25 protein-coding genes and 1 tRNA gene are annotated in these 26,647 nt (G+C 36.6%); 19 read left to right on the forward strand and 7 right to left on the reverse strand.

Annotation, left to right across the window (positions count from 1 at the left end; genetic code table 11):
* Positions 1–49: 49 nt before the first annotated feature.
* The 13 genes from queG (at position 50) to CQ022_RS19175 (ending at position 13,598) form a co-directional block, all read left to right on the forward strand.
* Positions 50–988 (forward strand): tRNA epoxyqueuosine(34) reductase QueG, encoded by a 939-nt coding sequence (gene queG, locus CQ022_RS19110; RefSeq protein ID WP_105683889.1) that lies wholly within the window; start codon positions 50–52, stop codon positions 986–988.
* Positions 989–1,348: 360 nt separating this feature from the next.
* Positions 1,349–2,032: a TIGR02117 family protein gene (locus tag CQ022_RS19115; protein WP_105683890.1), complete on the forward strand. Its 684-nt coding sequence runs from the start codon at positions 1,349–1,351 to the stop codon at positions 2,030–2,032.
* A gap of 3 nt (positions 2,033–2,035) precedes the next feature.
* Positions 2,036–2,683 (forward strand): murein L,D-transpeptidase catalytic domain-containing protein, encoded by a 648-nt coding sequence (locus CQ022_RS19120; protein WP_105683891.1) that lies wholly within the window; start codon positions 2,036–2,038, stop codon positions 2,681–2,683.
* A gap of 51 nt (positions 2,684–2,734) precedes the next feature.
* Positions 2,735–3,187: an SRPBCC family protein gene (locus CQ022_RS19125; RefSeq protein ID WP_105683892.1), complete on the forward strand. Its 453-nt coding sequence runs from the start codon at positions 2,735–2,737 to the stop codon at positions 3,185–3,187.
* Positions 3,188–3,485: 298 nt separating this feature from the next.
* Complete coding sequence (locus tag CQ022_RS19130; RefSeq protein WP_105683893.1) at positions 3,486–3,818, forward strand: hypothetical protein; 333 nt, start codon at positions 3,486–3,488, stop codon at positions 3,816–3,818.
* A 61-nt stretch (positions 3,819–3,879) separates the two neighbouring features.
* Complete coding sequence (locus CQ022_RS19135; protein ID WP_105683894.1) at positions 3,880–4,968, forward strand: efflux RND transporter periplasmic adaptor subunit; 1,089 nt, start codon at positions 3,880–3,882, stop codon at positions 4,966–4,968.
* Positions 4,969–4,996: 28 nt separating this feature from the next.
* Positions 4,997–8,119 (forward strand): efflux RND transporter permease subunit, encoded by a 3,123-nt coding sequence (locus CQ022_RS19140; protein ID WP_105683895.1) that lies wholly within the window; start codon positions 4,997–4,999, stop codon positions 8,117–8,119.
* On the forward strand, positions 8,100–9,551 hold the full coding sequence (locus CQ022_RS19145; protein ID WP_105683896.1) for an efflux transporter outer membrane subunit: 1,452 nt from the start codon (positions 8,100–8,102) through the stop codon (positions 9,549–9,551). The genes CQ022_RS19140 and CQ022_RS19145 overlap by 20 nt, the downstream gene beginning before the upstream one ends.
* 520 nt (positions 9,552–10,071) lie before the next feature.
* On the forward strand, positions 10,072–10,602 hold the full coding sequence (locus CQ022_RS19155; RefSeq protein ID WP_105683897.1) for a PPC domain-containing DNA-binding protein: 531 nt from the start codon (positions 10,072–10,074) through the stop codon (positions 10,600–10,602).
* A gap of 57 nt (positions 10,603–10,659) precedes the next feature.
* Positions 10,660–11,199 carry a type 1 glutamine amidotransferase domain-containing protein gene (locus tag CQ022_RS19160; protein ID WP_105683898.1) on the forward strand — a complete coding sequence of 180 codons (540 nt, stop codon included), beginning with the start codon at positions 10,660–10,662 and terminating at the stop codon, positions 11,197–11,199.
* A 90-nt stretch (positions 11,200–11,289) separates the two neighbouring features.
* Positions 11,290–11,586, forward strand: coding sequence for a putative quinol monooxygenase (locus CQ022_RS19165; RefSeq protein WP_105683899.1), 297 nt, complete (start codon positions 11,290–11,292; stop codon positions 11,584–11,586).
* 80 nt (positions 11,587–11,666) lie between these two features.
* Entirely contained in the window at positions 11,667–12,587 is a 921-nt protein-coding gene (locus CQ022_RS19170; protein ID WP_123864458.1) for an alpha/beta hydrolase, read from the forward strand.
* 153 nt (positions 12,588–12,740) lie between these two features.
* Positions 12,741–13,598, forward strand: a complete 858-nt coding sequence (locus CQ022_RS19175) for a helix-turn-helix domain-containing protein (protein ID WP_105683901.1) — start codon at positions 12,741–12,743, stop codon at positions 13,596–13,598.
* Positions 13,599–13,714: 116 nt separating this feature from the next.
* Here the strand turns inward: CQ022_RS19175 and CQ022_RS19180 are convergent, their stop codons facing one another.
* The gene (locus CQ022_RS19180) at positions 13,715–14,137 is read right to left on the reverse strand and encodes a cold shock domain-containing protein (RefSeq protein ID WP_105683902.1); all 423 of its coding nucleotides are present in this window, start codon (positions 14,135–14,137) and stop codon (positions 13,715–13,717) included.
* 688 nt (positions 14,138–14,825) lie between these two features.
* Between CQ022_RS19180 and CQ022_RS19190 the strand changes: the two genes are divergently transcribed.
* The gene (locus tag CQ022_RS19190; RefSeq protein ID WP_105683904.1) at positions 14,826–15,581 is read left to right on the forward strand and encodes an SDR family oxidoreductase; all 756 of its coding nucleotides are present in this window, start codon (positions 14,826–14,828) and stop codon (positions 15,579–15,581) included.
* 80 nt (positions 15,582–15,661) lie between these two features.
* Here the strand turns inward: CQ022_RS19190 and lgt are convergent, their stop codons facing one another.
* Complete coding sequence (gene lgt, locus CQ022_RS19195; protein ID WP_105683905.1) at positions 15,662–16,498, reverse strand: prolipoprotein diacylglyceryl transferase; 837 nt, start codon at positions 16,496–16,498, stop codon at positions 15,662–15,664.
* Between the two features lie 183 nt (positions 16,499–16,681).
* Here lgt and CQ022_RS19200 point away from each other — a divergent pair, with 183 nt between their 5' ends.
* The 3 genes from CQ022_RS19200 to CQ022_RS19210 all read left to right on the forward strand — a co-directional run bounded on the left by CQ022_RS19200 (position 16,682) and on the right by CQ022_RS19210 (position 20,784).
* The gene (locus CQ022_RS19200) at positions 16,682–17,377 is read left to right on the forward strand and encodes a VIT family protein (RefSeq protein ID WP_105683906.1); all 696 of its coding nucleotides are present in this window, start codon (positions 16,682–16,684) and stop codon (positions 17,375–17,377) included.
* Positions 17,378–17,885: 508 nt separating this feature from the next.
* Entirely contained in the window at positions 17,886–19,298 is a 1,413-nt protein-coding gene (locus CQ022_RS19205; RefSeq protein WP_105683907.1) for a hypothetical protein, read from the forward strand.
* A gap of 409 nt (positions 19,299–19,707) precedes the next feature.
* The gene (locus CQ022_RS19210; RefSeq protein ID WP_105683908.1) at positions 19,708–20,784 is read left to right on the forward strand and encodes a hypothetical protein; all 1,077 of its coding nucleotides are present in this window, start codon (positions 19,708–19,710) and stop codon (positions 20,782–20,784) included.
* A 180-nt stretch (positions 20,785–20,964) separates the two neighbouring features.
* Here CQ022_RS19210 and CQ022_RS19215 read toward each other — a convergent pair.
* Together CQ022_RS19215 and CQ022_RS19220 are read right to left on the reverse strand one after the other, a co-directional pair.
* Positions 20,965–21,044, reverse strand: a tRNA-Leu gene (locus tag CQ022_RS19215).
* 93 nt (positions 21,045–21,137) lie between these two features.
* Positions 21,138–21,905, reverse strand: a complete 768-nt coding sequence (locus CQ022_RS19220) for an MBL fold metallo-hydrolase (RefSeq protein ID WP_105684010.1) — start codon at positions 21,903–21,905, stop codon at positions 21,138–21,140.
* Positions 21,906–21,959: 54 nt separating this feature from the next.
* Between CQ022_RS19220 and CQ022_RS19225 the strand changes: the two genes are divergently transcribed.
* Both CQ022_RS19225 and CQ022_RS19230 read left to right on the forward strand, forming a co-directional pair.
* A complete protein-coding gene (locus CQ022_RS19225; protein WP_105683909.1) occupies positions 21,960–23,387 on the forward strand; it encodes a nicotinate-nucleotide adenylyltransferase in 1,428 nt (475 codons plus the stop codon).
* 12 nt (positions 23,388–23,399) lie between these two features.
* Positions 23,400–23,849 (forward strand): GAF domain-containing protein, encoded by a 450-nt coding sequence (locus CQ022_RS19230; protein ID WP_079240912.1) that lies wholly within the window; start codon positions 23,400–23,402, stop codon positions 23,847–23,849.
* Positions 23,850–23,899: 50 nt separating this feature from the next.
* On the opposite strand, the gene CQ022_RS19235 is transcribed toward CQ022_RS19230, so the two are convergent.
* From CQ022_RS19235 to mgtE, 3 genes are read right to left on the reverse strand one after another with little or no spacing between them, the layout of a single operon-like run.
* Positions 23,900–24,367, reverse strand: a complete 468-nt coding sequence (locus tag CQ022_RS19235) for a cupin domain-containing protein (RefSeq protein ID WP_105683910.1) — start codon at positions 24,365–24,367, stop codon at positions 23,900–23,902.
* Positions 24,368–24,422: 55 nt separating this feature from the next.
* Positions 24,423–25,163 (reverse strand): ABC transporter substrate-binding protein, encoded by a 741-nt coding sequence (locus tag CQ022_RS19240; RefSeq protein WP_105683911.1) that lies wholly within the window; start codon positions 25,161–25,163, stop codon positions 24,423–24,425.
* A 26-nt stretch (positions 25,164–25,189) separates the two neighbouring features.
* Positions 25,190–26,512, reverse strand: coding sequence for a magnesium transporter (gene mgtE / locus CQ022_RS19245; RefSeq protein WP_105683912.1), 1,323 nt, complete (start codon positions 26,510–26,512; stop codon positions 25,190–25,192).
* Between the last annotated feature and the right edge of the window lie 135 nt (positions 26,513–26,647).

A 26,647-nucleotide genomic window follows, 5' to 3' on the forward strand; every position in this document is an offset into this window, starting at 1 on the left:
CCAAAATCAGAAGATTGATAAAATAATCTTAATTTTGCACTGTGAAATTATGAATGCAGCTGCTGAAAAATATTCCCAACTGATAAAGTCCAAGGCAAAAAGTTTTGGGTTTCAGAATTGTGGTATTTCCAAAGCTGATTTTCTGGAAGAAGAGGCTCCCCGCCTCGAAAAATGGCTCAAGAATAATTTTAATGGCGAAATGAAATATATGGAAAACCATTTCGACAAAAGACTTGATCCACGCCTTCTCGTAGAAGGTTCAAAATCTGTGATTTCCCTTTCTTATAACTACTTTCCCGAAGAAAAAATTTCAATTCTGGAAAACTATAAGATTTCAAAATATGCTTATGCAGAAGATTATCATGAAGTAATCAAAGAAATTCTCCGTGAGATGGTAGCTGAGTTACAGGAAGAAATAGGAGAATTCGGATTCCGGGTTTTTGTAGATTCTGCACCGGTTTTGGAAAGAGCCTGGGCGAAAAAGTCAGGAATAGGCTGGGTAGGGAAAAATGCCAACCTCATCACCAAACAAAGCGGTTCTTTCTATTTTTTGGCTGAAATTATCTGTGATCTGGAACTTATTCCGGATCATGCGACTACAGATCACTGCGGAAGCTGCCGTAAATGTATTGATGCATGTCCCACAGATGCTATCGTTTCTGAAAAAATTATTGATGGAAGCCGCTGCATCTCCTATGCAACCATAGAACTGAAGGATGAGATTCCCAGCCATTTTAAAGATAAAATGGAGGACTGGATGTTTGGTTGTGATATCTGCCAGGATGTATGCCCGTGGAACAGATTCTCAGCGCCTAACAAACAGAGCCGATTCCAGCCTAATGAAGCTTTAAAAAACTTCAAAAAAGGAGAGTGGAAAGAAATCACTCAGGAGATTTTCTCAGAAATCTTCAGAAAATCACCTGTGAAACGTACCAAATTTGCAGGACTGAAAAGAAATATTGAGTTTTTACAGAAGTCTTCTGACTGATTTTTCTCTGAACTTTCGGTGACAATCCCTCCTTTGGAATTTTTTGTAGTTCCAAACTAAAGCTGATAATCGACCATTCCTTAAATTTTTCGCTTTAAGGAGGTGAAGATTTATTTCAATAAGTTTCTTGAAAAACCTTTCCTATAAAGAAAAATTGATTTCCAGGAGATTAAAATCTCACCGAAAATCAACGTTTTTTCTGTATTCTTTTAGGAGCTGTTTTTACTCTTACTTTAAATCTTTTTTGGGATTTAGTATTTTTACGCATATTTGTGAATATTTCGTAACTAAATATAGCCATTTTTTCGATTAAAACAAATACTTTTACTAAAAATTAAAGATTAAATTTTATTAAAAAACATGACTGTGAAATCGATATTAATGTATCTCCTGAAAGTGATAGGAATTATTTTAGGAATTGTGATTATTTATGTAATCCTCGGGCTGCTGATTCCCTATATTCCTGTTTCTGCAAAGGATGACGGACAGAAGAAAGAAATTCCCATCTACATTTATACCAACGGGGTGCACACAGATATCGTAATGCCTGTGAAAAACGATCTGCAGGACTGGAGCCAGCAAATTCCTTTTGCCAATACAAAATCAAAAAAAACAGATTATCAGTATATCGGAATAGGATGGGGTGATAAAGGGTTCTATCTTGATACTCCAACCTGGGCAGACCTTAAGTTTTCGACAGCCGTAAAAGCCGCATTCTGGCTAAGCGATTCTGCCATGCATTGTACCTATTATAATACAATGAAAGAAGGAGATGACTGCAAAATGATTATGATTAGCAGAAGTCAGTATCAGAACTTAGTGAAATTTGTAGAAGATAAATTTGACAGAGATCAGAACGGAAACTTCATGTTAATCCCCACAAATGCGGTGTACAGTGATAATGATGCCTTTTATGATGCTAAAGGAACTTACAGTTTTCTTTACACCTGTAATACATGGTCAAATAATGCTTTAAAAGCAGCAGGACAGAAAGCAGCACTTTGGACACCTTCTGATTTCGGAATTTTTCAACACTATAAATAATACATGAAGAGGGTTTATCTGTTTTTCATCATCTTTTGGATAGTTTCATGTTCACAAGAAAGAAAAAATAATAGAATAAGAACTGCTGAAACACCTGTAGTTACAGAAAAGAAACCTGAAGCAGATCTTTCTAAACTAAAAATAAAAGCGGAAGAAGCATTGAAATTCTGTACTTCAAAGAACCTTAACAAGGATTTCTGTATCCTTATTGATATGAGCCTTCATTCAGGTGTTAACCGTTTTTTTGTTTGGGATTTTAAAAGTAATAAGATCTCAAAAAAATACCTGGTAGGGCATGGCTGCGGTTCCAATTCATGGAGTAAGGACAATTCTAAAGCAGATCCTGGATTTAGTAATGAAGACGGAAGCCATCTGTCTTCTTTAGGGAAATATAAGCTTGAAGGAAGAGGGTACAGTGATTGGGGAATTAATATAAAATACCTGATGCACGGCCTTGAAGAAACCAATAGCAATGCATTGAAAAGATTTATTGTGTTTCATTCCTGGAATCTGATGAGCGATAATGAAACTTTCCCGAATGGATCTCCTGAAGGATGGGGCTGTCCCACTGTTTCCAATAATGCGATGAAGGAAATTGATCCGATGATTCAGAAATCCGGAAAACCTGTATTAATGTGGATCTATAATTAAATCTTTGTCATACATTTGTTTCATAACAATCATGTAAACTGATTCCGTCTTATGAAACATACCCTTTTCCGCGAACAACAGCTCAACTGTGATATAGAAACCGCATGGAAATTCTTTTCCTCAGCAAATAATCTTTCAGAGATCACTCCGAAAGATATGGGTTTTATTGTTTTAACGGAAATGGAAGATGATGAAATCTATGAAGGAATGCTCATCGACTATTATGTCTCTCCATTGTTTGGGATTAAAATGAAATGGCAGACCGAGATTACCCACGTTGATTTTCAGAAAAGTTTCATTGATTTTCAGAAAAAAGGGCCATACAAATTATGGAATCATCATCATGAATTTATTCCCAATGCAGAAGGCGTTTTGATGAGAGATACTATAGATTATAAACTTCCTATGGGCTTTTTAGGTGAAATTGCCCATCGCATTTTTGTCAGAAAGAAACTGGAACATATTTTTGATTATCGCTTCAGAGTACTCAGCAAATTGTTTTAGCGATACAATTTTAATCATTCAATAGGAACGGGCTTTAGTCCGTTAATAATAAACCAAAATTCATCTGGCTTTAGTCAAGACTTTTAACGGTTCTAGTTGGATTCCTATAGAATCACAGACCGTATGAATAGACTTAGCATTCTCTTTGTCATTCCGAAGGAATTCAAATTCCAATTAATAGAATTATTAATCGATTGTTTAAGTTTTTTTAACAGTTCAAGGGCTGGATTTCCCAGTAGAAATCCCTATTTTTGCAGGATTATCGTTTTTACTGAAAAACTAATGTGTTCTGTTTGACATGGCAAGTCTGAGGTCATTTTTCTTATTCTATATCATACTGGTTTTTTCCCTTTTCAATTCGAATTGGGCAGAAAAATCGTTGCAGAATATTCCTCATGTTCCGCCTGTAACAAACATTCATGTTCTTGATGTTTACGAAGAAGCAGATATGAATACGCATGCATTGCCTGCTGCTGCTAAAATTGTAAAACATTCAGTTAAAAAAAGCGATCCTTCAATTGCCGATTTTTCAGGAATTTTAAAAGTTATTCCAAAAGTTACGCTTCCTGAAATCGCAATTTCTATTATTTGTGGAGTTAAATCCTTTCTCCATCTTCTCCAGTTGTACTAGATTTAAGTTATTGAATACCAAATCATTTTAACGGAAATTTTATAACTTAAACATTTAAAAAATGTATTTTAAAACTGTAATAATTTGCCTTATGGCAACATTATTCGCTGTGTCATGCAGTAAAGACAAAGAAAAAAGTAATCAAAAAGATAAAGAAGTTCCCGTACTGGAAATCAAAGAAAAAGATACATTGGTGAGCAACCAGTTTGTGACCGATATCCAGGCTAAAAAAAATGTAGAAATGCGTTCGAGAATCGGAGGCATCATACAGCATATTTATGTGAATGAGGGACAATTTGTACATCAGGGGCAGGCTTTATTTAAAATCAATGATGCTGAACTACAGATGGAACTTCTGAAGGCAAACGCTACATTGAAGCAGACGGAAGCAGATGTTCGCATAGCAGAAGTAGAGCTGAAGCAGATTCAGAGTCTTCACGCTAAAAAGTTTGTTGCCAATAACGAACTGGAAATGGTGAAAGCCAAACTGTCCTCTGCCAAAGCAAAACATGCCTTTGCCGATGCAGAAAAGAGAACCGTTCTTCAGAAAATAAGCTTTACAAGAATCACAGCACCTTTTGACGGAGTGATTGACGTAATTCCCCATAAAGACGGAAGTTTGGTGGAAAATGGAACCCTATTGACCACACTTTCCCAATTGAACGAAGTGTATGCCTATTTCTCTATTCCTGAAAACTTATATTTCGAGCTTTTAGCCAACGATAAAATCGGGAGTCATCAAAAGATTGAACTGACTCTTCCCAACGGGGTTAATTATCAGTTTAACGGAGCTTTAAAAACAGCTGAAGGAGAAATCGACAGAACCACAGGTTCCATTCGGTATAAAGTACTTTTCCCAAATCCTGACCGTTTGATTAAACACGGAACTTCCGGGAAACTTATTATTTCTGAACAACAGAATAACGCGATTCTTATTCCGCAAAAATCTACCTTCTCCATTCAGGACAAGACTTATGTTTTTGTAGTGGATAAGCAGAATAAAGTGAAAATGACCAATATTAAGATCGGTACTACACTAAGAGATTCTTATATGGTGGAAAGTGGTCTTAAAAAAGGAGATTTAATCATTTATGAAGGGACTCAGTCTTTGAAAGATGGTGATATTATCAAAATCAAAAAGAAGCATTAACCTTTCATAATTTTTAAATCAATTAACTATGGTAGAAATGTTTATAAGACGAAAGGTTCTTTCGTTGGTTATTTCCATATTATTTGTTCTGCTGGGGATCATGGCTTTACTGAAGATGCCAATCACTCAGTTTCCTGATATTGTTCCCCCTTCAGTAACCGTTACTGCAAAATATACAGGAGCGAATGCTGAAGTGTCTGCCAATGCGGTAGCCCTTCCTCTGGAACGTGCTATCAATGGAGTACCGGGGATGACCTATATGTCAACGGTAACTTCCAATGACGGTCTCACCCTTATCCAGGTTTTCTTTGAAGTAGGAACAGATCCTGATGTAGCGGCGGTAAACGTTCAGAACAGAGTGACAACTATTCTTGATGAGCTTCCTGAAGAGGTAATCAGAGCCGGTGTTACCACTGAAAAAGAGGTAAACAGTATGCTGATGTATCTCAATATCACAAGTGCGGATCCGAGTCAGGATGAGCAGTTCATTTATAACTTTACAGATATTAATGTTCTTCAGGAGCTGAAACGTATTGATGGAGTAGGGCGTGCGGAGATTATGGGACAGAAAGAATACTCCATGAGAGTATGGCTGGATCCTCAAAAAATGGCAGCGTATAATATCTCTGCAGACGAAGTAATTACTTCCCTTCAAAAACAGAATATTTCCGCAGCACCCGGAAAAGTGGGTGAAACCTCTGGGAAAACTTCCAGCCAGCTTCAGTATGTAATCAAATACAAAGGAAAGTTTTTTGAGCCTAAACAATATGAAGAAGTTCCCATCAGATCTGATGTGGACGGAACAATCTTAAAGCTTAAGGATATTGCGAAAGTTGAATTCGGTGCCATGAACTACGGAATGGTTTCCAAAACAGACGGAAGACCTTCTGCATCCATCATGATGAAGCAGCGCCCGGGTTCCAACGCTTCCGAAGTGATTGAAAGTGTAAAAGCAAAAATGGAAGAACTAAAAGTCACATCTTTCCCTCCCGGAATGGAGTACAACATGGCTTATGATGTTTCCAGATTCCTGGATGCTTCCATCAGTGCGGTATTGACAACCCTTATTGAAGCCTTTATTCTGGTAGGAATTGTAGTATTTATCTTCCTTCAGGACTGGCGTTCCACATTGATTCCTGTATTGGCTGTACCCGTGGCATTGGTAGGAACTTTTGCCTTCATGAATATGCTGGATTTCTCGGTTAACCTTTTAACGCTGTTTGCCCTGGTGCTTGCGATAGGTATTGTAGTGGATAATGCTATTGTCGTCGTTGAAGCCGTCCACGTTAAAATGGAAGAAGGAATGAATGCCATGGATGCCACCATTAGCGCAACCAAAGAAATTGCAGGAGCGGTAGTGGCTATTACCATTGTGATGTCAGCAGTATTTATTCCTGTGGCGTTCCTTGATGGTCCGGTAGGAGTATTTTACCGTCAGTTTTCATTAACACTGGCAATCAGTATTGTGATTTCCGGAGTGAATGCTTTGACGTTAACTCCAGCGCTTTGTGCAATTATTTTAAAACCTCACAATCATGATAAGAAGAAAACAATCATCGACAGAGCTTTCCAGAGTTTCAATACAGGCTTTGAAAGACTGACGAATGGCTATGTAGGAATTTTAACAAAATTCGCAACAAGAACTACCGTAACTTTTGGACTGTTATTTTTATTTGTCGGACTTACTTTTGTGACCAGTAAATTCCTGCCAACCGGATTTATTCCCATGGAAGATCAGGGAATGGTATACATAAGTGTGACGACTCCACAGGGAGCAACAGTAGAGAGAACAGAAAAAGTACTGGATGAAGTGACCGTTATTGCCAAAAAAATTAAAGGCGTAGAAAACGTGACCACTCTTGCCGGGTACAGTATTGTAACAGAAATTGCAGGCTCATCCTACGGAATGGCGATGATCAATCTTAAAGACTGGAAAGAAAGAAATATTTCTGTCAATGATCTGATCACAGAACTATCAGATAAAACAAAGAGTATTGCAGATGCACAGATTGAAATTTTTGCACCGCCAACGGTCCCTGGTTTCGGTAATACCAGTGGTTTTGAATTACGTTTATTAGACAGAACCGGAGGAACGATCGAAAATACCGATAAGATCACTAAAGATTTTGTGAAAAAACTGAATGAAGCTCCGGAGCTTCAGAATAACTTCACCAGCTTTGATGCTACTTTCCCCCAATACATGATCAATGTAGATTATGATATGGCTGCAAAGAAAGGTGTATCGGTAGATAATGCGATGTCCACGTTGCAGACCATGCTGGGATCTTATTACGCTACGAATTTTATCCGTTTTAGCCAGATGTATAAAGTGATGGTACAGGCAAGTCCTGAACACAGAGATACTCCTGAAAGTATTCTGAATTTATATTTAAAAAATGACAAAGGTGAAATGGTTCCCTTCTCCACATTCATCACTATTGAAAAAGTATACGGACCTGAAGTACTGACAAGGTATAATATGTATATGTCTGCTATGATCAATGGAGAGCCTGCAGATGGCTATAGCTCAGGAGATGCTATTGCAGCGGTAGAACGTGTGGCCAAAGAGACTTTGCCAAGAGGGTTTGATATTGAATGGTCAGGAATGACAAGGGAAGAGATTTTATCAGGAAACCAGACTGTTTATATCTTCGCAATCTGTCTTTTATTCGTCTATCTTTTATTGGCGGCACAATACGAAAGTTTCCTTCTTCCAATGCCTGTATTATTAAGCCTGCCAACAGGGATTTTCGGTTCTTATATCGCTTTGGTACTGATGGGATTGGATAATAATATTTATGCACAGGTAGCATTGGTCATGCTGATTGGTCTTTTAGCTAAAAATGCTATTCTGATCGTAGAATTTGCAGTGGCAAGAAATAAGCAGGGATTTGATATCATTCCGGCAGCTATTGAAGGCGCAAGACAACGTCTGAGACCAATTCTGATGACTTCTTTTGCATTTGTAGCAGGACTTATTCCGTTATGTATTGCATCCGGAGCAGGTGCAATAGGAAACCGTTCTATTGGTACAGCGGCTGCAGGAGGAATGCTGATTGGAACCATCTTCGGATTAGTAGTCATTCCGGGACTCTATATATTCTTTGCAAAACTTGAAAATAAGAAGAAAGATGAAAAGATTAAATCATAGAAATATAATATACGGAATAGCCTCACTAAGCCTTGTTTCATGCGCTGTTCCCAAAGTAACAGAGCTCAAAAAAGCTCAGGAATTGCCCAATGAAATCATCAGAACCGATAAAAATAAAAATCAGGATGAATTTCAGCAGATTAACCTGAAGGCTTACTTTACAGATCCGCAGCTGCTGGAACTTTTTGATAAAGTAGTTCAGGCAAATCCGGATTTCCAGATTGCCCAGCAGAGAGTGGAAATTGCCAACAGCTTCCTTCAAAGATCAAAGATGGATTTATTGCCTTCTCTTGAAGTGGGAGTACAGGCTTCCGGCGACCGCTACGGAAAATATACCATGGAAGGAGTAGGAAATTATGATACGAATCTCTCACCCAATATTACGGAAAATCAGAAAATCAACAGAGATTTTACCCCGAATTACTGGCTGGGAGCAAGAAGCAGCTGGGAAATTGATGCCTGGGGAAAACTGAAAAATAAAAAAATTGCTGCCCAGAAGAAATATCTGGCTTCCACAGAAGGGTTAAGGTTGCTACAGGTAGAACTCTTCACTGATATTGCCAATCTGTATTATCAGTTGGTAGCCTTAGACAATCGTCTTGCCATTTATCAGAAGAATTATAAGCTTCAGCAAAGGGCTTTTGAAATCGTTTTAGCACAGCGTGAAGTAGGAAAAGCTACGGAATTGGCGGTGCAGCAGTTCAAAGCACAGAATAACAACTGGCTGGCAGAAATTGAACACATCAGAGTAGAAATCGTTACGGTAGAACAGGCGATTACCACATTAACAGGAAGTTATGGTGGAGAGGTAAAGCGCGGCAAAATATTAATGCCTACCAATATGGAAGTGTTGAATAAAGCCATTAATGTGGAAAATGTGATCCATTCCAGACCGGATGTTGCAGCTAATTATTATGTTTTAGAAGCTTCGCAGGCTGATGCGAAGGCTGCAAGAGCTGCTTTTTATCCAAAGATTGATCTGGGGGCTGGTTTCGGGCTGAATTCTTTTTCTGTGGAAACATTCTTTAAACCAAGCTCACTGGCAGGGCAGTTGTTAGGAGGATTGATGGTTCCGGTTTTCAATAAAGGACAGCTGAAATATGAATTTAAAGTAGCGAGTAAAGAGCAGGAAATTGCTTTTTTGAATTATCAGAAAAGTATTACGACTGCTTTTAATGAACTTCAGTCTATTTTGAAACAGACAAAGATCTATGAACGTGTTTTGAAACTGAAATCAGAAGAAGTAGGCTTTCTTGACCGTGGTGTTGAGGTTTCCAATGATTTGTATCTGACAGGTTACGCGAACTATTTTGAATTGATTAATTCTCAAAAGAGCAAATTAACGGCTGAACTGGATTTACTGCAGTTTCAGCATCAGAATACCAGAAATAACGTCCTGCTGTTTAAAGCACTGGGCGGGAAACTGGATTAATTTTTACTTTTTTTACGATGAAGGAAGCTGTCTTTTAGGCAGCTTCTTTTATATTGTAATCAGCTTCTACGGATTCCCGTAATGATAATTGAAATAATTCAAGGATCTTGCGTAAGAATCCAACTTTTACAAGTTGAGTTAACTTTTTTTATATGTCCCCAAAAAAGAGACTGCCCTTCAGGCGGTCTCTTTGTATAGGGTTTAAAATGTATCTACTTTGTGGAAGAAAATGTTTTCTTTATTATCTTCCGTAATGAAACCATACCTTTTTTCATTCAGGAAAGTAACAATTCCTGTTTTCTTCCGCTCCTTTGTTGTTGTTCGTTTTATGTTCTTCGCGTCTTAGCGCCTTTTCTTTTTGCTTTTGAACTATTTTGTTCCTGACCGCATATTTGATGAACTGAATTTTTTAGAACATCAAAAAATGACTTTTGGGAAAAACACCTGCTTTATTTCTTGAAGTACATTTGTAATGTGAAAATCAGATAGTTATTAATACATCAAATACAATCAGGAAATCATGAAAATCAATCCAAAATCTTCACTGCTTATAACGGGATTACTGCTCCTCGGATTTGTAAGCTATGCTCAGATTATTAATAATGAAACTCCTTTTTATGGTAATCACTGGAAGGCACAAAAGGTGAATAAAGATACTTATCTGATCAGTATCAATGATAAGGCGGAAATTGTTGCCGCATTTACCGATTTCTGCCAGAAAAAAGCCATTAAATCTGGACGAATTACAGGACTGGGGGCAGTAAACAGAGCTGAGCTTCGATTTTTCAATCCTCAAACAAAGAAATATGTTGACAAAACATATAAAGAACAGATGGAAGTGGTGAATCTGACCGGAAATATTGCACAAAAAGACGGACAGTTATATCTGCATATTCATGTTTCTTTAGGGAATGACCAGTATCAGGGAATTTCAGGGCATTTACTGACTGCAGATATCAGAGGTGCAGGCGAATTTTATATCACCGAAGATGCGGTAGTAATCAACAGAAAATTTTCTGACGAGATAGGTTTAAATCTCTATGACTTATAAAAATCACATATATAATAACACTGATATATAAATTATCAGATAATACAATTTAAAATTATGGCAATATTAACAGGTAAAAAAGTAGCATTATTAACAGATAACGGTTTTGAAGAATTAGAATTGACGAAGCCAAAAGAGGCTGTAGAAGCTGCAGGAGGTATAGCTCATATTGTTTCATCTCAGGCAGATAAAGTGAAATCATGGGATTTTACAACATGGGGACCGGACTACAAAGTAGATGTTTTGTTAGACAATGCTGATCCTGCAGATTACGATGCATTAATCCTTCCGGGAGGTCAGATCAATCCAGATTTATTAAGGGTAAATCCTAAAGCATTGGCTTTTATAAAACATTTCATAGATGCTCATAAACCTATTGGAGCGATCTGTCATGCAGCATGGTCGCTAACGGAACTGGATTATGTAAGAGGTAAAAAAATGACATCTTATAAATCTATCAGTACAGATATGAAAAATGCTGGAGCGAATTGGGTAGATGAAGAAGTGGTGGTTGATGGCAAATTTGTAACAAGCCGTTATCCGGATGATTTAAAAGCTTTTAACGAAACAATTGTAGAGGTAATCGCAAAAGGATAGATCATATTTATTAACACGTTCTGTCTGAAATTCTTAGCAATGCTATTGAAAGACAGGCAGGACATTATATGATTTTTAAAACTAAAATTTATGGTATTTGTAATAGCAGAATTAAATCCCCGAAAAGGAAAAGAAGAAGAAGTAAAAAAGGCAATGCTGAAAATGGTTTCGCCTACTGTCATGGAAACCGGATGTATCTATTATTATCCTCATGACAGTATGGATAAAAATAATTCTACATTGTTTTTTACAGAATTATGGCTTTCTGAAAGTCATCTGGAAGAACATCTTAATACAGAACATTTTATCAGTTTTCAGAAGAAATTAGCAGGTATTTTGGAAGTGCCCATGAAAGTTACAAAACTAAACAAACTAAATAATTCATAGATGAAATCAGTCTTTGCATTTTTGTAATGCGTGGTTTCATGGAATAACAATGTATTGTGTCAAAATATAAAAATAAAAAAATGAGTGTACAAAGTAATTATAACGTAAAACAAATTTCTTTTCTAAGCCACGGAACAAAGATCTCAGGATTGTTATTTCAACCGGCAGGAAAACCAAAAGGTACAATAACAATCTTTGGACCTATTGCTTTCGTCAAAGAGCAAAGCCCGGTGCAATATGCAGCAAGACTTGCAAAAGAAGGCTTTATGACACTGATCTATGATCCAAGATATTATGGTGAAAGTGAAGGAACCCCACGTCAGTTTGAAGACAGGAAAAGCAAAGTAGAGGATATCATTGCTTCCGTAGATTACCTTTTATCTTTGGATGATGTCTCAAAAGACACGATTTATGCATTAGGAGTCTGCCAGGGAACTAACTGGATAGCAGAAGCTGCCACAAAAGATAAAAGAATCAAAAAAGTGATGCTGGTAGCTTCAGCATTATTATCTCCGGCCATGGGAGCCAACTATTTATCCAGAGATGAAGTGGAAAAGAAAATAGAAAGAGGTCGCAGATCAAGAGAGAAATATGAAAAAACAGGAGAAATAGACTACATGCATATTGGCCTTGTTGAAGGTGATGATATGCCTGCTATAATGCCTTTTCAGCATATTACTAACTGGTATGGACCTTGGGAATTACGTACCGATTTCACTAAATACAAAGGAAAATGGGAAAATAAAATCACCCAAATGTCTGAAGAATTGATATGGGGGTATGACGTAAGCGATATCATGAGTAAGATCATCCAGCCCGTTGTGATGATCCATAGTGATAAAGCTGCAAGTGGTCCCATTACCCCAAAACAGATGTTTGAGAAAATTCCTTCCAAAGAAAAGAAACTGATCTGGTTTGACGGAGATCAGGTGCAATATCAGTTCTATGAAGATCCGATTACAGTGGATAAGGTCGTTTTTGAACTTACTAACTGGCTTTAGAAAATTTAAGTCTAAAGAATTCCCCGGCGTTGAAAAGACTTAATTTAAAGATCATTATAATACATAAGCGGAATGGTTTGAACGATTTTATAGTATTTTTGTAATGATTATCTTATAAATGTTTAAAATTGGTTATGATGAAATAGATATACAATGAGTGAAGAAAAATATTTTGACCCGGAAAATTATATTATCTATAATAATAATGATGATGACCTGGTTTGCTACTATAGTGACCAACACAATATTTGTGAAACAAGAATTAATTATCATTGTCTGATATACATTATTTCAGGGAAACTGACCCTTCGTTCACCGGAAGAGGATGTCTCTTTTGAATCAGGACAAACCGTTTTTATAAAGCGCAACCATTTTTTGCATAAGGAAAAAATCCCTTCTTCTGATTCTCCATTTTGTTGTATTTCATTACATTTTAAACCCACTGTACTTAGACGGCTTTACAATGATTTTAGGCCGATACTTTCAAAACTGGAAGATATTATTCCTATCAATAATAATCTTTACGAGATCATTCCTGAGAATTTTTTTACCCAGACCTATTTTGAAACCCTGCATTCCTTTGTAAAACAGAATTTTCATCCTTCTCGGGATATTATGTTGTTGAAAATAAAAGAAATCCTATACTATATTATTGAAGTAAAGCAAGACCTTATCCCTCACTTTTTTGATATTTCAGATCCCTGGAAGATTGATTTGGAAAAGTTTGTGGAAGAAAATTATACCAGTGATTTAAGCATTAATGAACTGGCTCATTTTACAGGAAGGAGTATCTCAACATTAAAAAAAGATTTTTATAAAATATTTGGAGAAACACCCAGCAGATGGATAACGAAACGAAGGCTGGAAAAAGCCCGTGATTTGATACTGAATTCAGACAAAAAACCTAATGAGGTATATGGGGAAGTAGGTTTTAAGAATTTTTCCCACTTTTCAAAATCATTCAAGAATCAGTTCGGTGAAACTCCGAGTATGATAAAACCGAAACTTTAAAACGATTTAAATAAGCACAAAAAAAGACAGTTTGAAAGAGTTCAAACTGTCTTTTTATTATTGTATTACATCACTAAAGCACTTATCTTACAAAAAATAGGTGCTCTGCTATGTGTTTATTTAACAAGCTGAATTTCAACAGCAGAAAATCCTTTAGGAGATTTCTCTTTTTCGAAAGATACTTTGTTTCCTTTTTTCACAGGCTCTGCACAGTTGTTGTTGTGGAAGAAGATATTTTCTTTGTTATTATCTTCAGTAATGAAGCCATATCCTTTTTCACTCAGGAAAGTAACAATTCCTGTTTTTCTTGGATCTTCTTCAATGATAGGTGCAGCACCCAATTGAATATCATCCAGGTTTACTTCCTGTCTTTGTTCAGGTGGAGTAGAAGTTAATCTTCCGAATTCGTCTACATACATGAAGACATCCTCCGCTCCTTTGTTGTTGTTCGTTTTACGTTCTTCGCGTCTTAGCGCCTTTTCTTTTTGCTTTTGAATTTTTTTCTTGAAATTTTCCTTTTTAGAAAAAGAATCTGCCATAAATTATTTTTAGTATTTAGTTTCTATAAATTAATTGGTTCAATCTGATCTGTTTTAGACCCTATAAAGCCTGGCTATGTTTTCTGTTTTGGATCATCCCAATCATACAGAGCTTTAAAATTCCGACAAGTATTGTTCTTAATAGAAGAATAAAAGTTAAAAAGATGGCTGCTCAAAAGGCAAAGACTGAATAAAAATATTCGGGTCGTTACAGAAAACAAAGTAGAGACTTGGTTTATAATGTACAAATATACAACAATAAAATGAATAATCAGGTTTTAAATGATTGATTATCAGAAATGGTTTTGCCGGATATGTTATGTTCTGAGTGTAAGAGTATAAAGAAAGCGGTAATAATCCTATAAAAAATCCCCAGAAACCTGAGGATTATAAAAAAATATATTAAAAATGAAGTGGTGGTGCGTGATACGGGAGGAACGTATCAAATGTTATGCCTAAAATTGATGTGATTTTGGGAATTATACAAAAGTGTTTAACTGAAAAGGCTGGTCTCAAGGCGTATCTGGCTGGTAAATAGCATTCTATTAGAAAGCTATTGTTTACATAAAAAATAAAAAATATTTCACCTTCAGCAGGAGATTCGAAATTAAAAAATCCCGAAAATTTCACCATGTTGAGGCCGTTTTTATTATTCATCTTTGTCTCATTAACATTTAAATATAAAAACATGTCAACACAAAATGTAAAAGGGAAAGTTGTTTTAATTGCCGGAGGTGGTAAAAATTTAGGCGGATTATTAAGCAGAGATTTTGCGGCAAAAGGGGCAAAGCTGGCCATCCACTACAACAGTGAAAGCTCAAAAGCAGAAAGTGAAAAAACACTGGCTGAAGTACAGGCATTGGGAGCAGAAGCATTTCTATTCCAGGGTGACCTTACCAAAGTAGACCATATTACAAAGTTCTTTGAGGAAACGATTTCCCGTTTCGGAGGAATTGATATTGCAATCAATACCGTGGGAATGGTACTTAAAAAACCATTTTCGGAGACTACAGAAGCAGAATATGATACCATGTTCAATGTCAATTCAAAATCTGCCTACTTCTTTTTACAGGAAGCGGGTAAAAAGCTGAATGATCACGGAAAAATCTGTACCATAGTTACTTCATTGCTGGCGGCTTACACTGGACTGTATTCCACATATGCAGGAGCAAAAGCACCGGTAGAACATTTTACAAGAGCAGCTTCCAAAGAATTTGGAAACAGAGGGATTTCGGTAACCGCAGTAGCACCCGGTCCAATGGATACTCCTTTCTTCTACGGACAGGAAACCGATGATGCGGTAGCTTATCATAAATCAGCATCAGCACTCGGAGGACTGACGGATATTAAAGATATTGCTCCATTGGTAGAATTTCTGGTAACAGAAGGTTGGTGGATCACAGGACAGACGATATTTGCTAACGGCGGATATACAACCAGATAGTATATTGTAAAATCCATTAAAAAAGAAACTCACTGAAAATAGCTTTCAGTGAGTTTTTTATGGTAAAATGAATGAAAAAATTAAGTCGTTTTAATCTTTCCTTTCTCCAATATACTTTTAATGATAAAAAATAATCCAAGAAGAACAAATGGAATGCTCAGAAGCTGTCCCATATTCAGGATCATTCCGTGCTCAAATTCTACCTGATCCACCTTGATAAATTCAATCAGAATTCTCATAATAAAGATGAGCAGAATACTGATCCCAAAATAAAACCCTTTTCCGATTTTAAAAATATTTTTCCTATAAATAAGGTAAATAAATAAGAAAATAAGGGCATAAGAGATGGCTTCATACAGTTGTGCCGGATGTCTCGGAAGATCATCTACCTGACGGAAGATAAACGCCCATGGAACATCAGTAGGAACTCCGATGATTTCAGAATTCATCAGATTAGCCAGCCTGATGAAGGTTCCTCCCAACGGAAGTACAATTGCTATAGCATCCAGAACCGTCATAAACGGAATAGAAAATTTTCTTGCATATAAAAGAAGCATAATCACCAGACCGATACCACCACCATGACTGGCAAGACCTGCAAATCCTGTAAAATGATAAACTCCGTCTGGTCCTTTCTGAATCGGTAAAAATATTTCAAGCGGATGTTGTAAATAATAATCAAAATCATAAAAAAGACAGTGTCCCAGCCTCGCACCCACCAAAATTCCTATAAGCGCATAGGAGAATAAAGCTTCGTGTGCTTGGGTACTGAGGCCTTCTTTTTTATAAATACGTTTTAAAATATTTAGTGATAAAACAAGTCCTGTAAGAAATAATAATCCGTAATATTTTATAGGAAGTCCTAGGATATTGACGATTTCGGGATTGATGTCCCAGTTGATATATAATAAATTCATTGTTGCAAAGATAAGAAAATAGGAATTTCCGGACAGAATGGGGTGGGTTTGTGATTTTTGGTTTTGATTTTTAAGGTGTTATAAATTGTTTGAGAACCCCTATCCGAAATAAAAATGAATATAATTTAAAATGATTCTTGATGAAATATTGGGTAACTTTAGCCTAACACCAAAATAAAAGTTATGCATCATCAGCTGGAGAAACATTATGTAAACAGAGTAGGCTGGCTTCGGGCAGCGGTATTGGGAGCGAATGACGGGTTGTTATCCACCACAAGTATCGTCATAGGAGTTGCAGCTGCAGAACCGGATCGGCATATGATTATTCTTGCAGCACTGGCGGGTATGATTGCCGGGGCAATGTCTATGGCAGCCGGTGAATATGTTTCCGTAAGTTCACAGGAAGATACAGAGAAAGCAGATCTGATCCGCGAAAAACGTGAGCTTGAACAAATGCCGGAGGTAGAACTTAGAGAATTGGCCAAAGTGTATGAAAAAAGAGGCTGTACCAAAGAAACAGCGATGCAGGTAGCCATTGAATTGACAGAACATGATGCATTGGGAGCACATGCCCGTGATGAACTTGGAATTAATGAAATAACACAGGCTAAACCTTTACAGGCAGCAATGGCTTCTTTCGGTTCATTTGCTGTAGGAGCTTTATTGCCATTTACCGTTTCTCTTTTGGCTCCAATTAAACAGATGGTGTACTTCCAATATGGATTCTCCATCATATTCTTGATGCTTTTAGGAGCAATTTCTGCCAGAGCAGGAGGTTCAAGTATCAAAATAGCTGTATTAAGGATCTGTTTCTGGGGAACTGTTGCCATGGGAATTACCGCATTAGTGGGAAGGCTTTTTGGAGTGAGTGTAGCATAAGTTTTTATGAAGAGAGTTGTCATCAGGCAATAATTTTAACCAGAATAAAAGCTCAATAAACGCTATTGTTTTTGTGAAAAATGAGTTTTAGAAAGAGAATAATTTAGAATTTAAAGCATAAAATAGGGATAAAAAGCCTCACAATAAAAAATGTGAGGCTTTTTGTGATCATAGAAGATCAACTTTCTAAATATTCTTTTTTTAAACAAAATTTGTTATTTGATGGTTCTGAAAAAAGGGGGGGAATTGATCAACGTGTATGAAAAAAACTTTTTAGATTGATTGAAAATTTATCCTAAAAAAGAAATAGTTATGAATGTAGTTTATAGACTCAGAGGTTCGAGGTTTTCTTTTTTCATAATGCGTATAATGTGTTGGTTTTTTACTTATTTGCAGCTTTTTGATGTACGTTTGATGTAGATTTGATGGGTGTTTGAGTTTATTTAGCTGTTGGCTTGTGTTTAACTTTGTTAAGTTAAATTATCAACATTAATAAACTTATTATTTTATGAAAAAAAAATTATTACAATTGGTGTTGTTGCTTGTTTTTTTTAAAGCATACACTCAAGTAGGTATTAATACACCTAGCCCTGCTGCTACTTTAGATATTAATGCAAAAAATGCTACAGGCACTTCTACCAGCGTAGAAGGAATTCTGATTCCCCGGATAGATCGGCAAAAAGCCCAGAGTATGGCAGGTATTCCCACTTCAATTTTAATTTATGTCAACAGTACAGCTACCGGATCACAAACGGGAACAGCCGTCAATATTGATACTGTGGGGTATTACTACTATGATGGAACAACGTGGCTAAAGCTACATAATCCAACAAATTCAACAGTGGGTAATATCTACAATACAGATGGTACCCTTACAGGAAACCGGATTGTCTCTCAGGGAAATAGTACCCTGGCATTTACAGGAACGGCTACAAATGCTTTTTCAGTAGATAATACCACGCTTTCAGTAGATGCTGCCAACAACCTTGTAGGAATTGGTACCATTACCCCTGATACCAAACTTACCATCAATACTCCTGATGGTAGCTTTGGTTTGAATCATACCAATGGTACGATTAATCTGAAAACTTATATTGGAGGAGGATCTTCTTATTTTGGAACTACTACAGCCAATAATCTCTATCTTATGAGTAATAATACGATAAGAATGGCTGTTACTTCAGATGGCAATATAGGAGTAGGAACCAGTACCCCGGATACTTCTGCTTTGCTGGATATTTCTGATTCCAACAAAGGATTTTTGCTACCAAGAATATCGCTTACTTCTATAACAGATGCCAGTACGATTGTGAGTCCTGCAAAAGGTCTTCTGGTTTATAATATAAATCCAGGGTTAACACCTTATGGGGAAGGTATTTATTATAATGAAGGAACAACTGTATCGGCTAACTGGCGACGATTAAGTCCCCAGACTACAGATTATCAGCTTGCCGGGATTTTTATAGATGCTGCTACTGCTCCTGTAGATCAGGCAGCATTGGGAAGTGGTGTTGTTGTAAATGATATAAACTTAGGTTTGTCAACCCCGATTACGATTCCTGCTAATTCTGAAGCTAAAATTTCAGTAGATTATAGCATTCCTGTGGGAACTACAAATACGGTTGGGAGCGAATCAGGATATTATGGTATTCGGTTTCTTAAAAATGGAGTGGAAGAACCTCTAGGATCAAGAAAATATACAATCCCTGAAGGAGATAATGGATCTCAAATGGTTTCTGTAGGAGGGAAATTTGGGGAAACAATTGTAAATTCTTCGTCTTCTCCTATTACGGTAACTTATACTTTAAATGGATATGCGGAAAGTAATAATCATGCAATTCGGTTTAATATGTGGTCTACATCGGGAAATAACTTTAACTGGGGTAAAGGTTCAATGGCTGTTACTGTTTTTGTGAAATAAAATGGGGGTTAGGGAGAATAAATTTAGAATTTAAAAACATAAAGCGGCTCACAATAAAAATTGTGAGCCGTTTTGTGATCGGTTGGAGAAATTAAAACTTTTGTATCTTGATTTACAATGAGATGCTCTATTTTGGTTTATTGAAAATGCTAAAATAATAATTTTGAACAGAGTCGGTTGTTTTACTTCTTTAAAAAATTGCGCTATAATTCCTTCTTTTACACCTTAATAAGTTTCACAGGTTCAAGTTTATGATAGGTAATAAATATTATATATGTTTGATTATTAAATGTTTATGTTGTTGTAGAGTATATTTGATGTATCCATTGGTGTACATTTGATGTATATCTGATTTTCATTTACGAGCAGGTTTGTACTTAGTTTTGTCGAATCGTTAAACTTATATTTTATGAAAAAAAAAATATTACCATTGGTGATGATGTTTGCTTTTTTAAAAGCGTACACGCAAGTAGGTATTAATACGACCGGTCCTGCTGCTACTTTAGATATTAATGTAAAAAATGCTACAGGCACTTCTACCAACGTAGAGGGAGTTCTGATTACCCGGCTAGACCGGCAGAGAGCTCAAAGTATGACAGGTGTTCCTATTTCAACTTTAATTTATGTCAACAGTATAGCTACCGGATCACAAACGGGAACGGCGGTAAATGTTGATACTATAGGTTATTACTATTATAATGGAGCAGCATGGGTAAAACTGCATAATCCTACAAATTCAATATCTGCTAATATCTACAATACAGATGGTGCCCTTACGGGTAATCGTATTGTTTCACAGGGAAGTAATTCGCTGGCATTTACAGGAACACAAGCCAACGCATTTTCGGTAGATGGTGCTACCTTTTCAGTAGATGCAGCCAATGACCGTATAGGAGTTGGAACCCAAACACCCAATGCCAAGTTAGAAATTAACTCAAGCTCTTCGGGTGTTTCAGGTTTGAAATTTACAAATCTAACTTCATCTTCACCTACAGGAACAGGACAGGCTATCGGTGTAGATGCTTCAGGAAATGTTATTTCAGTATCTACAGTGGCACAGGTGTTAACAGTTGAAAATGCTGTTAGTAATCCTCCGAGCTCCCTAAACTTTACTGTGAATGATTTAGGCTATATTATTATTCCGGGAACTATTCAGAATATTACAATACCGACAGATGGTAAAGCTTTATTTATTAATTTTATGCTAGGTATTGATTATAGCTTGCCACCTTCGGGTTCGGGTTCGGGCTTTTATCAGGCTATTTTATTTATAGATAATACGGCTACAAATGTTTATCAAACAGTTCAGGAGTCAGGTGCGGGAGAACAGGCGCAATTCAATTTATCATCTGTTAAATTTTTAACTAGTGGTAACCATACATTGGATATAAGAATGATCAGAAAATATAATAACGGAACTACATCCGGAGCAAATATATCTTGTACTCCAGTATCTGTTTCTTTTAACTCATCCTATATTAATTAATGTCGATTTAAGCAAAGATTAAAGATTAAAAATAATTGATCATCATTTGCTTTTTTTTAAGTTTTTAGAATGGTGTAAAAAATTGATAAATAGAGAAAGAGATTAATATATAATAGTCACCATTTAATTATTCTAAAAAACAAAAACCTCTGAAAATCAAAAGATTTCAGAGGTTTTTTGTACCCAGGACCGGGATCGAACCGGTACTCCTAAGAACTGGTGTTTGAGACCAGCGCGTCTACCAATTCCGCCACCTGGGCTTGATGTTGAGTACAAACAAGATGTTTGTTTCAAATTGGTGTGCAAATATAGGAACTTTTTTCAATGTTCAAAAGCTTTTTTGAAGAATTTTTTTAAAAATTAAGTTCCAAACCATCGTAGGCAAGGTGTATTCCGGGTGGAAGCTGCTTATCTTCAATGTCATGCAGCCCTAAATGATGACTGATGTGTGTTAAAAATAATTTCTTCGGTTTGAGCTCTTCGAACAGTTTAATAACATCCGGAAGGATAAAATGAGCAGGATGGGGATCAAATTTTCTGATGCAGTTTAAGATCAGGACATCAAGATTCTTTAATTTTTCTTTTTCCGTTTCAGAAATAAATCCGGCATCTGTAATATAGGCAAGCTTTTTAAACTTATATCCAAACACGGTAATTTTATAGTGAATCACTTCCACAGGAGTGATTTCCGTATCCAGTACCTGAAAAGGCTTATTTTCAATTTCGTGAAGTTCAAAAGCGGGTGCACCGGGATATCTTACGTCTGCAAAAGCGTAAGGAAATCTGTTTTTTATTTCATGAGCCACTCTTGAATAGCAGTAGAGCGGAACATCTTTTCCACTCTTAAAAATCAGTGGCCGCATATCATCCAGTCCGATGACGTGATCATTATGTTCATGGGTAATCAACGCAATATCTACGTTATGTTCATGATTGGTAAGCATTTGCTGCCTGAAATCCGGACCGCAATCGATCAGTATTTTTTTATTTTCTTCCGTAGTAATCATCACGGAAGAACGTAAACGTTTGTCTTTGGGATTTTCTGAAGTACACACTTCACATGTGCAGCCTATAACAGGTACACCTTGAGAAGTACCAGTTCCTAAAAATTTCAACTTCATTTTGTTTTGAGGTTGGTTTAATTTTGGTAAATTTACAAAAAATTTCATGTCCTAATGTATCAGAAACTAACTCCTAAACAAAAAGCATTAACAATTAATCTAGATCCTACTATTTATGGTACTTTCGCAGAAATTGGAGCAGGGCAGGAGACTGTTCGCCACTTTTTTAGAGCAGGGGGAGCTTCCGGTACGATTGCTAAGGCAATGTCTGCTTATGACAAAGATTTTAGTGATGCCATCTACGGAAAGGAAGTAAAAAACAGGTATGTTACCCAAAACAGGCTTCGCAAAATGCTTCGATATGAAGTAGCTTTGATTGAAGAGAGAATTTCAAGGGATAATAATCCTGACAGAAAATTCTTTTCTTATGCCAATACGGTAACCACCATTAATTTTGACAAGACTGTAAAAGGCCACGGCTGGGTAGGAATTCGTTTTCAGACCAAAGAAAATGAAGATTACAATGAAATCGTAATTCACGTAAAATTCAAAGAAAATGATGCCACTCTTCAGCAGGAAACCTTAGGAAATCTGGGAGTGAACCTTATTTTCGGGGCTTTCAATTATTTTGACAACCCAAGAACTTTAGTAGAATCTTTATACGATGATGTTGCAAAAGACAACCTGGAAATTGATATGATTGATTTCAGCGGACCTGCCTTTGCCTATGTTGATAACAGACTGATGTCTCTTCAATTGGTAAAGAATGGAATGACGGATGCAGTAATCTTCAATTCTCAAGGAAGTAACATGCTTCCGGCAGATGTATTGTACAAGAAAAATATTTTTGCGGTAAGAGGAAGTTTCAGACCGGTAACGAAAGTAAACATTGATATGCTTAAAAATGGGATGGATATGTTTTTCAAAGATGCTATCTGTACCCATGAAGAAACAGAAGTTCTTATTGAGATTACTATTTCCAATCTGAGAGCAGACGGAGATATTGACGAAAGAGATTTCCTTGACAGAGTTGATATTCTGGCTAAACTGGGATATACTGTTATTATTTCCAACTTCTCTGAATATTACAGACTGATCGATTATTTTGCCTCTTACACCAGTGGAGATATTGGTGTGGCGATGGGGGTAAACAACCTTTTGATGGTATTTGATGAGAAATACTATAAAGATTTGTCGGGTGGAATCCTTGAGGCATTCGGGAAATTTTTCAGAAACGGAATGAGAGTATATCTGTATCCTTACAAAGATCCGGAAACACACCAGTTACTGGATTCTTCAAACCTGAAAGTAGAGGAAAACCTGAAAGAATTATATAAATATTTCAAACACAACAACCGTATTGTTGATATTACCAATTATAACCCGGAGTTTTTGGAAATTTATTCCAGAGAAATATTGAGAAAAATTGCCTGCTGTGTAAAAGGTTGGGAAACTCAGGTTCCGGAAGGTGTAGCAGAAATGATTAAAGAGCGTGGAATGTTCGGATATAAAGAAGAACTTTCCCTAAAACAATTCTCTTAAAATATATATACAATGTCAGAATTAAAGAAAAGACTTTCCTCAATTCTTGAAAGTCCTAAACATAATACAGAAGAAAAACTTGAAAAAGTTTGCCACTTGTTGGATCAGGAAATTCCTTACTTCAACTGGACTGGATTTTATTTCAAAAACGGAGATAAGGAAGAATTGATTTTAGGCCCTTATGTGGGAGCACCAACAGATCATACCATTATTCCTTACGGTAAAGGAATTTGTGGTCAGGTAGCGGTTTCCAATGAAACATTTGTAGTTCCTGACGTACATGAAGAAAGTAACTACCTTAGCTGTTCTATCGATACAAAAGCTGAAATTGTAGTTCCGATTTTTAAAGACGGAAAAAACATTGGCCAGATTGATATTGATTCTCATACCATTGATCCTTTCACGAAGGAAGACCGTGAATTATTAGAATGGCTCTGTAATGAAGTTTCTAAGATTTTGTAATTGAAAACTTACAATAAAATATAGACTCCGGCTGATTGAGCCGGAGTTTTTTATGGATTGTTAGTGGTAATGACAAACATAATTAAGGGTTCATCTCCAGTGTTTTCCACAGAATGATACCCGATGGAACTGATAGCCGTAATATCCCCTTTTTGTAATGTTTTCTTACGTATATTTCCCTCTGTTCCTGTTCTTTCTCTATATTCTCCGGTTCCATGAACAACAACGTACAATTCCTGTTCATTTCTTTGATTGTGCGTATGAAAACCAGACTCGTCCCCTTTGTTCAATAAAACCATATAGGCAGCTAAACGATTATTTGCTAATTCTTTCTGATCAAACATCTGCAGCATATAAACAGTTCCGTTTCCTCCATACATATTTTCACGTTTATCCATGCGTGTAATGGTGCGTTCACTTTTTTCAAACGCCATTACATAAAGATTGATGTATTTCGAAACTTCCTGTATAACGTGATCAAATTCCGCTCCCTCAGATAATATAATGGTATCAGACATGTGAATTAAAAATTTAAAGTTTAATGTTTAGAGTTTAAAATTGATGGTTGAAAAACTAGCTTTGCTGCATCAGTTGAATTTCAGCAATAAGTTCTTTAAAGTAATTCTCACATTTCGCAATATGAGTTCCATACCAGGAAAATGCCTCACCATCCACAATCATCATCTTTTTATCAGGATAAAAAACCTGTAGTTCCTGAATATGTTTTTCTTTAAATGGAAAAGGTTCAGAAGAAAGCATGATGACGTCAGCATCCGCCAGATCTTCAACGGTAATTTGAGGATAGCGGGTTTTATCTTTGAAAATATTTTCAAAACCAATTTCCGATAAAATTCTGTGGATGAAAGTATCTGAGCCAATGGTCATATAAGGATTATTCCAGATAAGATAAGCTGCTTTGACGGGAGTTTCCAGCTTTGCCTGATTCAGGATATCATAAATTTTAAGATTGAAAAGCTGTGCTCTGTCTTCCTTTCCGAAAAGCTTTCCGAGATTTTTGAGCAGATAATAATTATCCTCAATCGTGTCAATATTGGTTACCATTACTTTATGATCGTCCATCAACGCTTCTACCTGTTCTTTTACGTTTTCTTCCTTATTGGCAAGAATAAGATCCGGTTGCAGCGCTTTAATTTTCTCAATATTGATATTTTTGGTTCCACCAATTACGGATACATTTTTTATTTTATCCTGAGGATGAATGCAGAATTTTGTTCTGCCGATCACTTCATTTTCGGTAAGCCCAAGGTCAAATAAAGCCTCAGTAATAGAGGGTACAAGAGAAACGATTTTCATATTGGCATGTTAGAGGATGCCTAAAATTACAAAAGTTTTCCGGTTAAGAAAAGTCCGGCTACGGTAAAATAGATAATAAGCCCCGTAACATCCACCAATGTTGCTACAAATGGAGCAGAAGAGGTAGCAGGGTCAAGGTTTAATTTCTTTAAAACAAATGGAATCATAGAACCAGATAACGTTCCCCATAATACAATGGCAATTAAAGAAACCGAAACACTTAATCCGACATATACCCAATACTGGCCATAATCAAAAAGACCAATCTGCTGCCAAAGCATAATTCGTATAAATCCGATGACTCCTAAGATGGCACCCAGACATAATCCGGAGATAATCTCTTTTTTCATGACATACCACCAGTCTTTGAGATTGATTTCCTGAAGGGCCATGGCACGGATAATCAATGTGGCTGCCTGAGATCCGGAATTTCCTCCACTGGAAATAATCAATGGAACAAATAGGGCCAGTACAACGGCTTTTTCAATTTCTTTATCAAAATATCCCATTGCTGATGCAGTCAGCATTTCCGAAACAAATAGAATGATCAGCCAGGTTGCCCTTTTTTTAATCATCTCTGTCCATGAAGTTTGGATATAGGGAAGATCTAATGCTTCCAATCCCCCGAATTTCTGGATATCTTCCGTGTTCTGCTGTTCAATCTGATCGAGGATGTCATCTATCGTTACGATTCCTACCAAAACACCGGCTTCCGTAATAATAGGAAGAGCGCCACGGTCATACTTTTCGAAATAGGTTACCGCATCCTCTTTAGATGTAGTGGTAGTAATAGCTACAAAATGATTGTCTGTAATATCTGAAACCAAAGTATCTTCCTCTTCCAACAGTAAAGTTCCGATAGCAAGGTCATCAATGAGGCGGTTTCTTTCATCCACAACATACAGATAGTTCATGGTTTCCACTCTTTTTCCTACCTTTTTGATTTGCTGAAGACATCTTTTTACCGTCCATTCCTTACGGATCTGGATATAATAGGGAGTCATCAGACGGGCAATCGAATCCGAATTGTATCCAAGAAGCTTTAAAGCAATTCTTCTTTCCTGCGGATTAAGGTGGTTGATGGAGTACTTGATAAGCTCATCCGGGAAATCCTCAAAAAGAGCAGTTCTGTCATCCGGAGTCATAGCATTCAGGATTTCGGAAACTTCATCGCTTCCGATACTTCTGATGGTATCCTCCTGGAAATCAGGGTCAAGATGTGAAAAGACTTCTGCTTTGTATTCTTTCGGAACCTTCAGGAACGCGAGCAGCCTCTCATCAGCAGGAAGTTCGCTGAGGGTTTCGGCAATATCGGCAGGGTTGAAGATAAGTTCGTCTCTAGAATTCAAAACGTGAAATTTTTTGGATATGCAAAAATAATTCAAATTTTTAAGACTGAGCTATAAACTGACAAAATTAAGGATTAATTAAAGTTTAATGCTTCACTATAAGGGCAAAAAAAACACCCGCCGAAACGGATGTGC

It is taken from the genome of Chryseobacterium culicis (genome assembly GCF_002979755.1).
In the GTDB taxonomy this organism is placed as follows: Bacteria; Bacteroidota; Bacteroidia; order Flavobacteriales; family Weeksellaceae; genus Chryseobacterium; species Chryseobacterium culicis_A.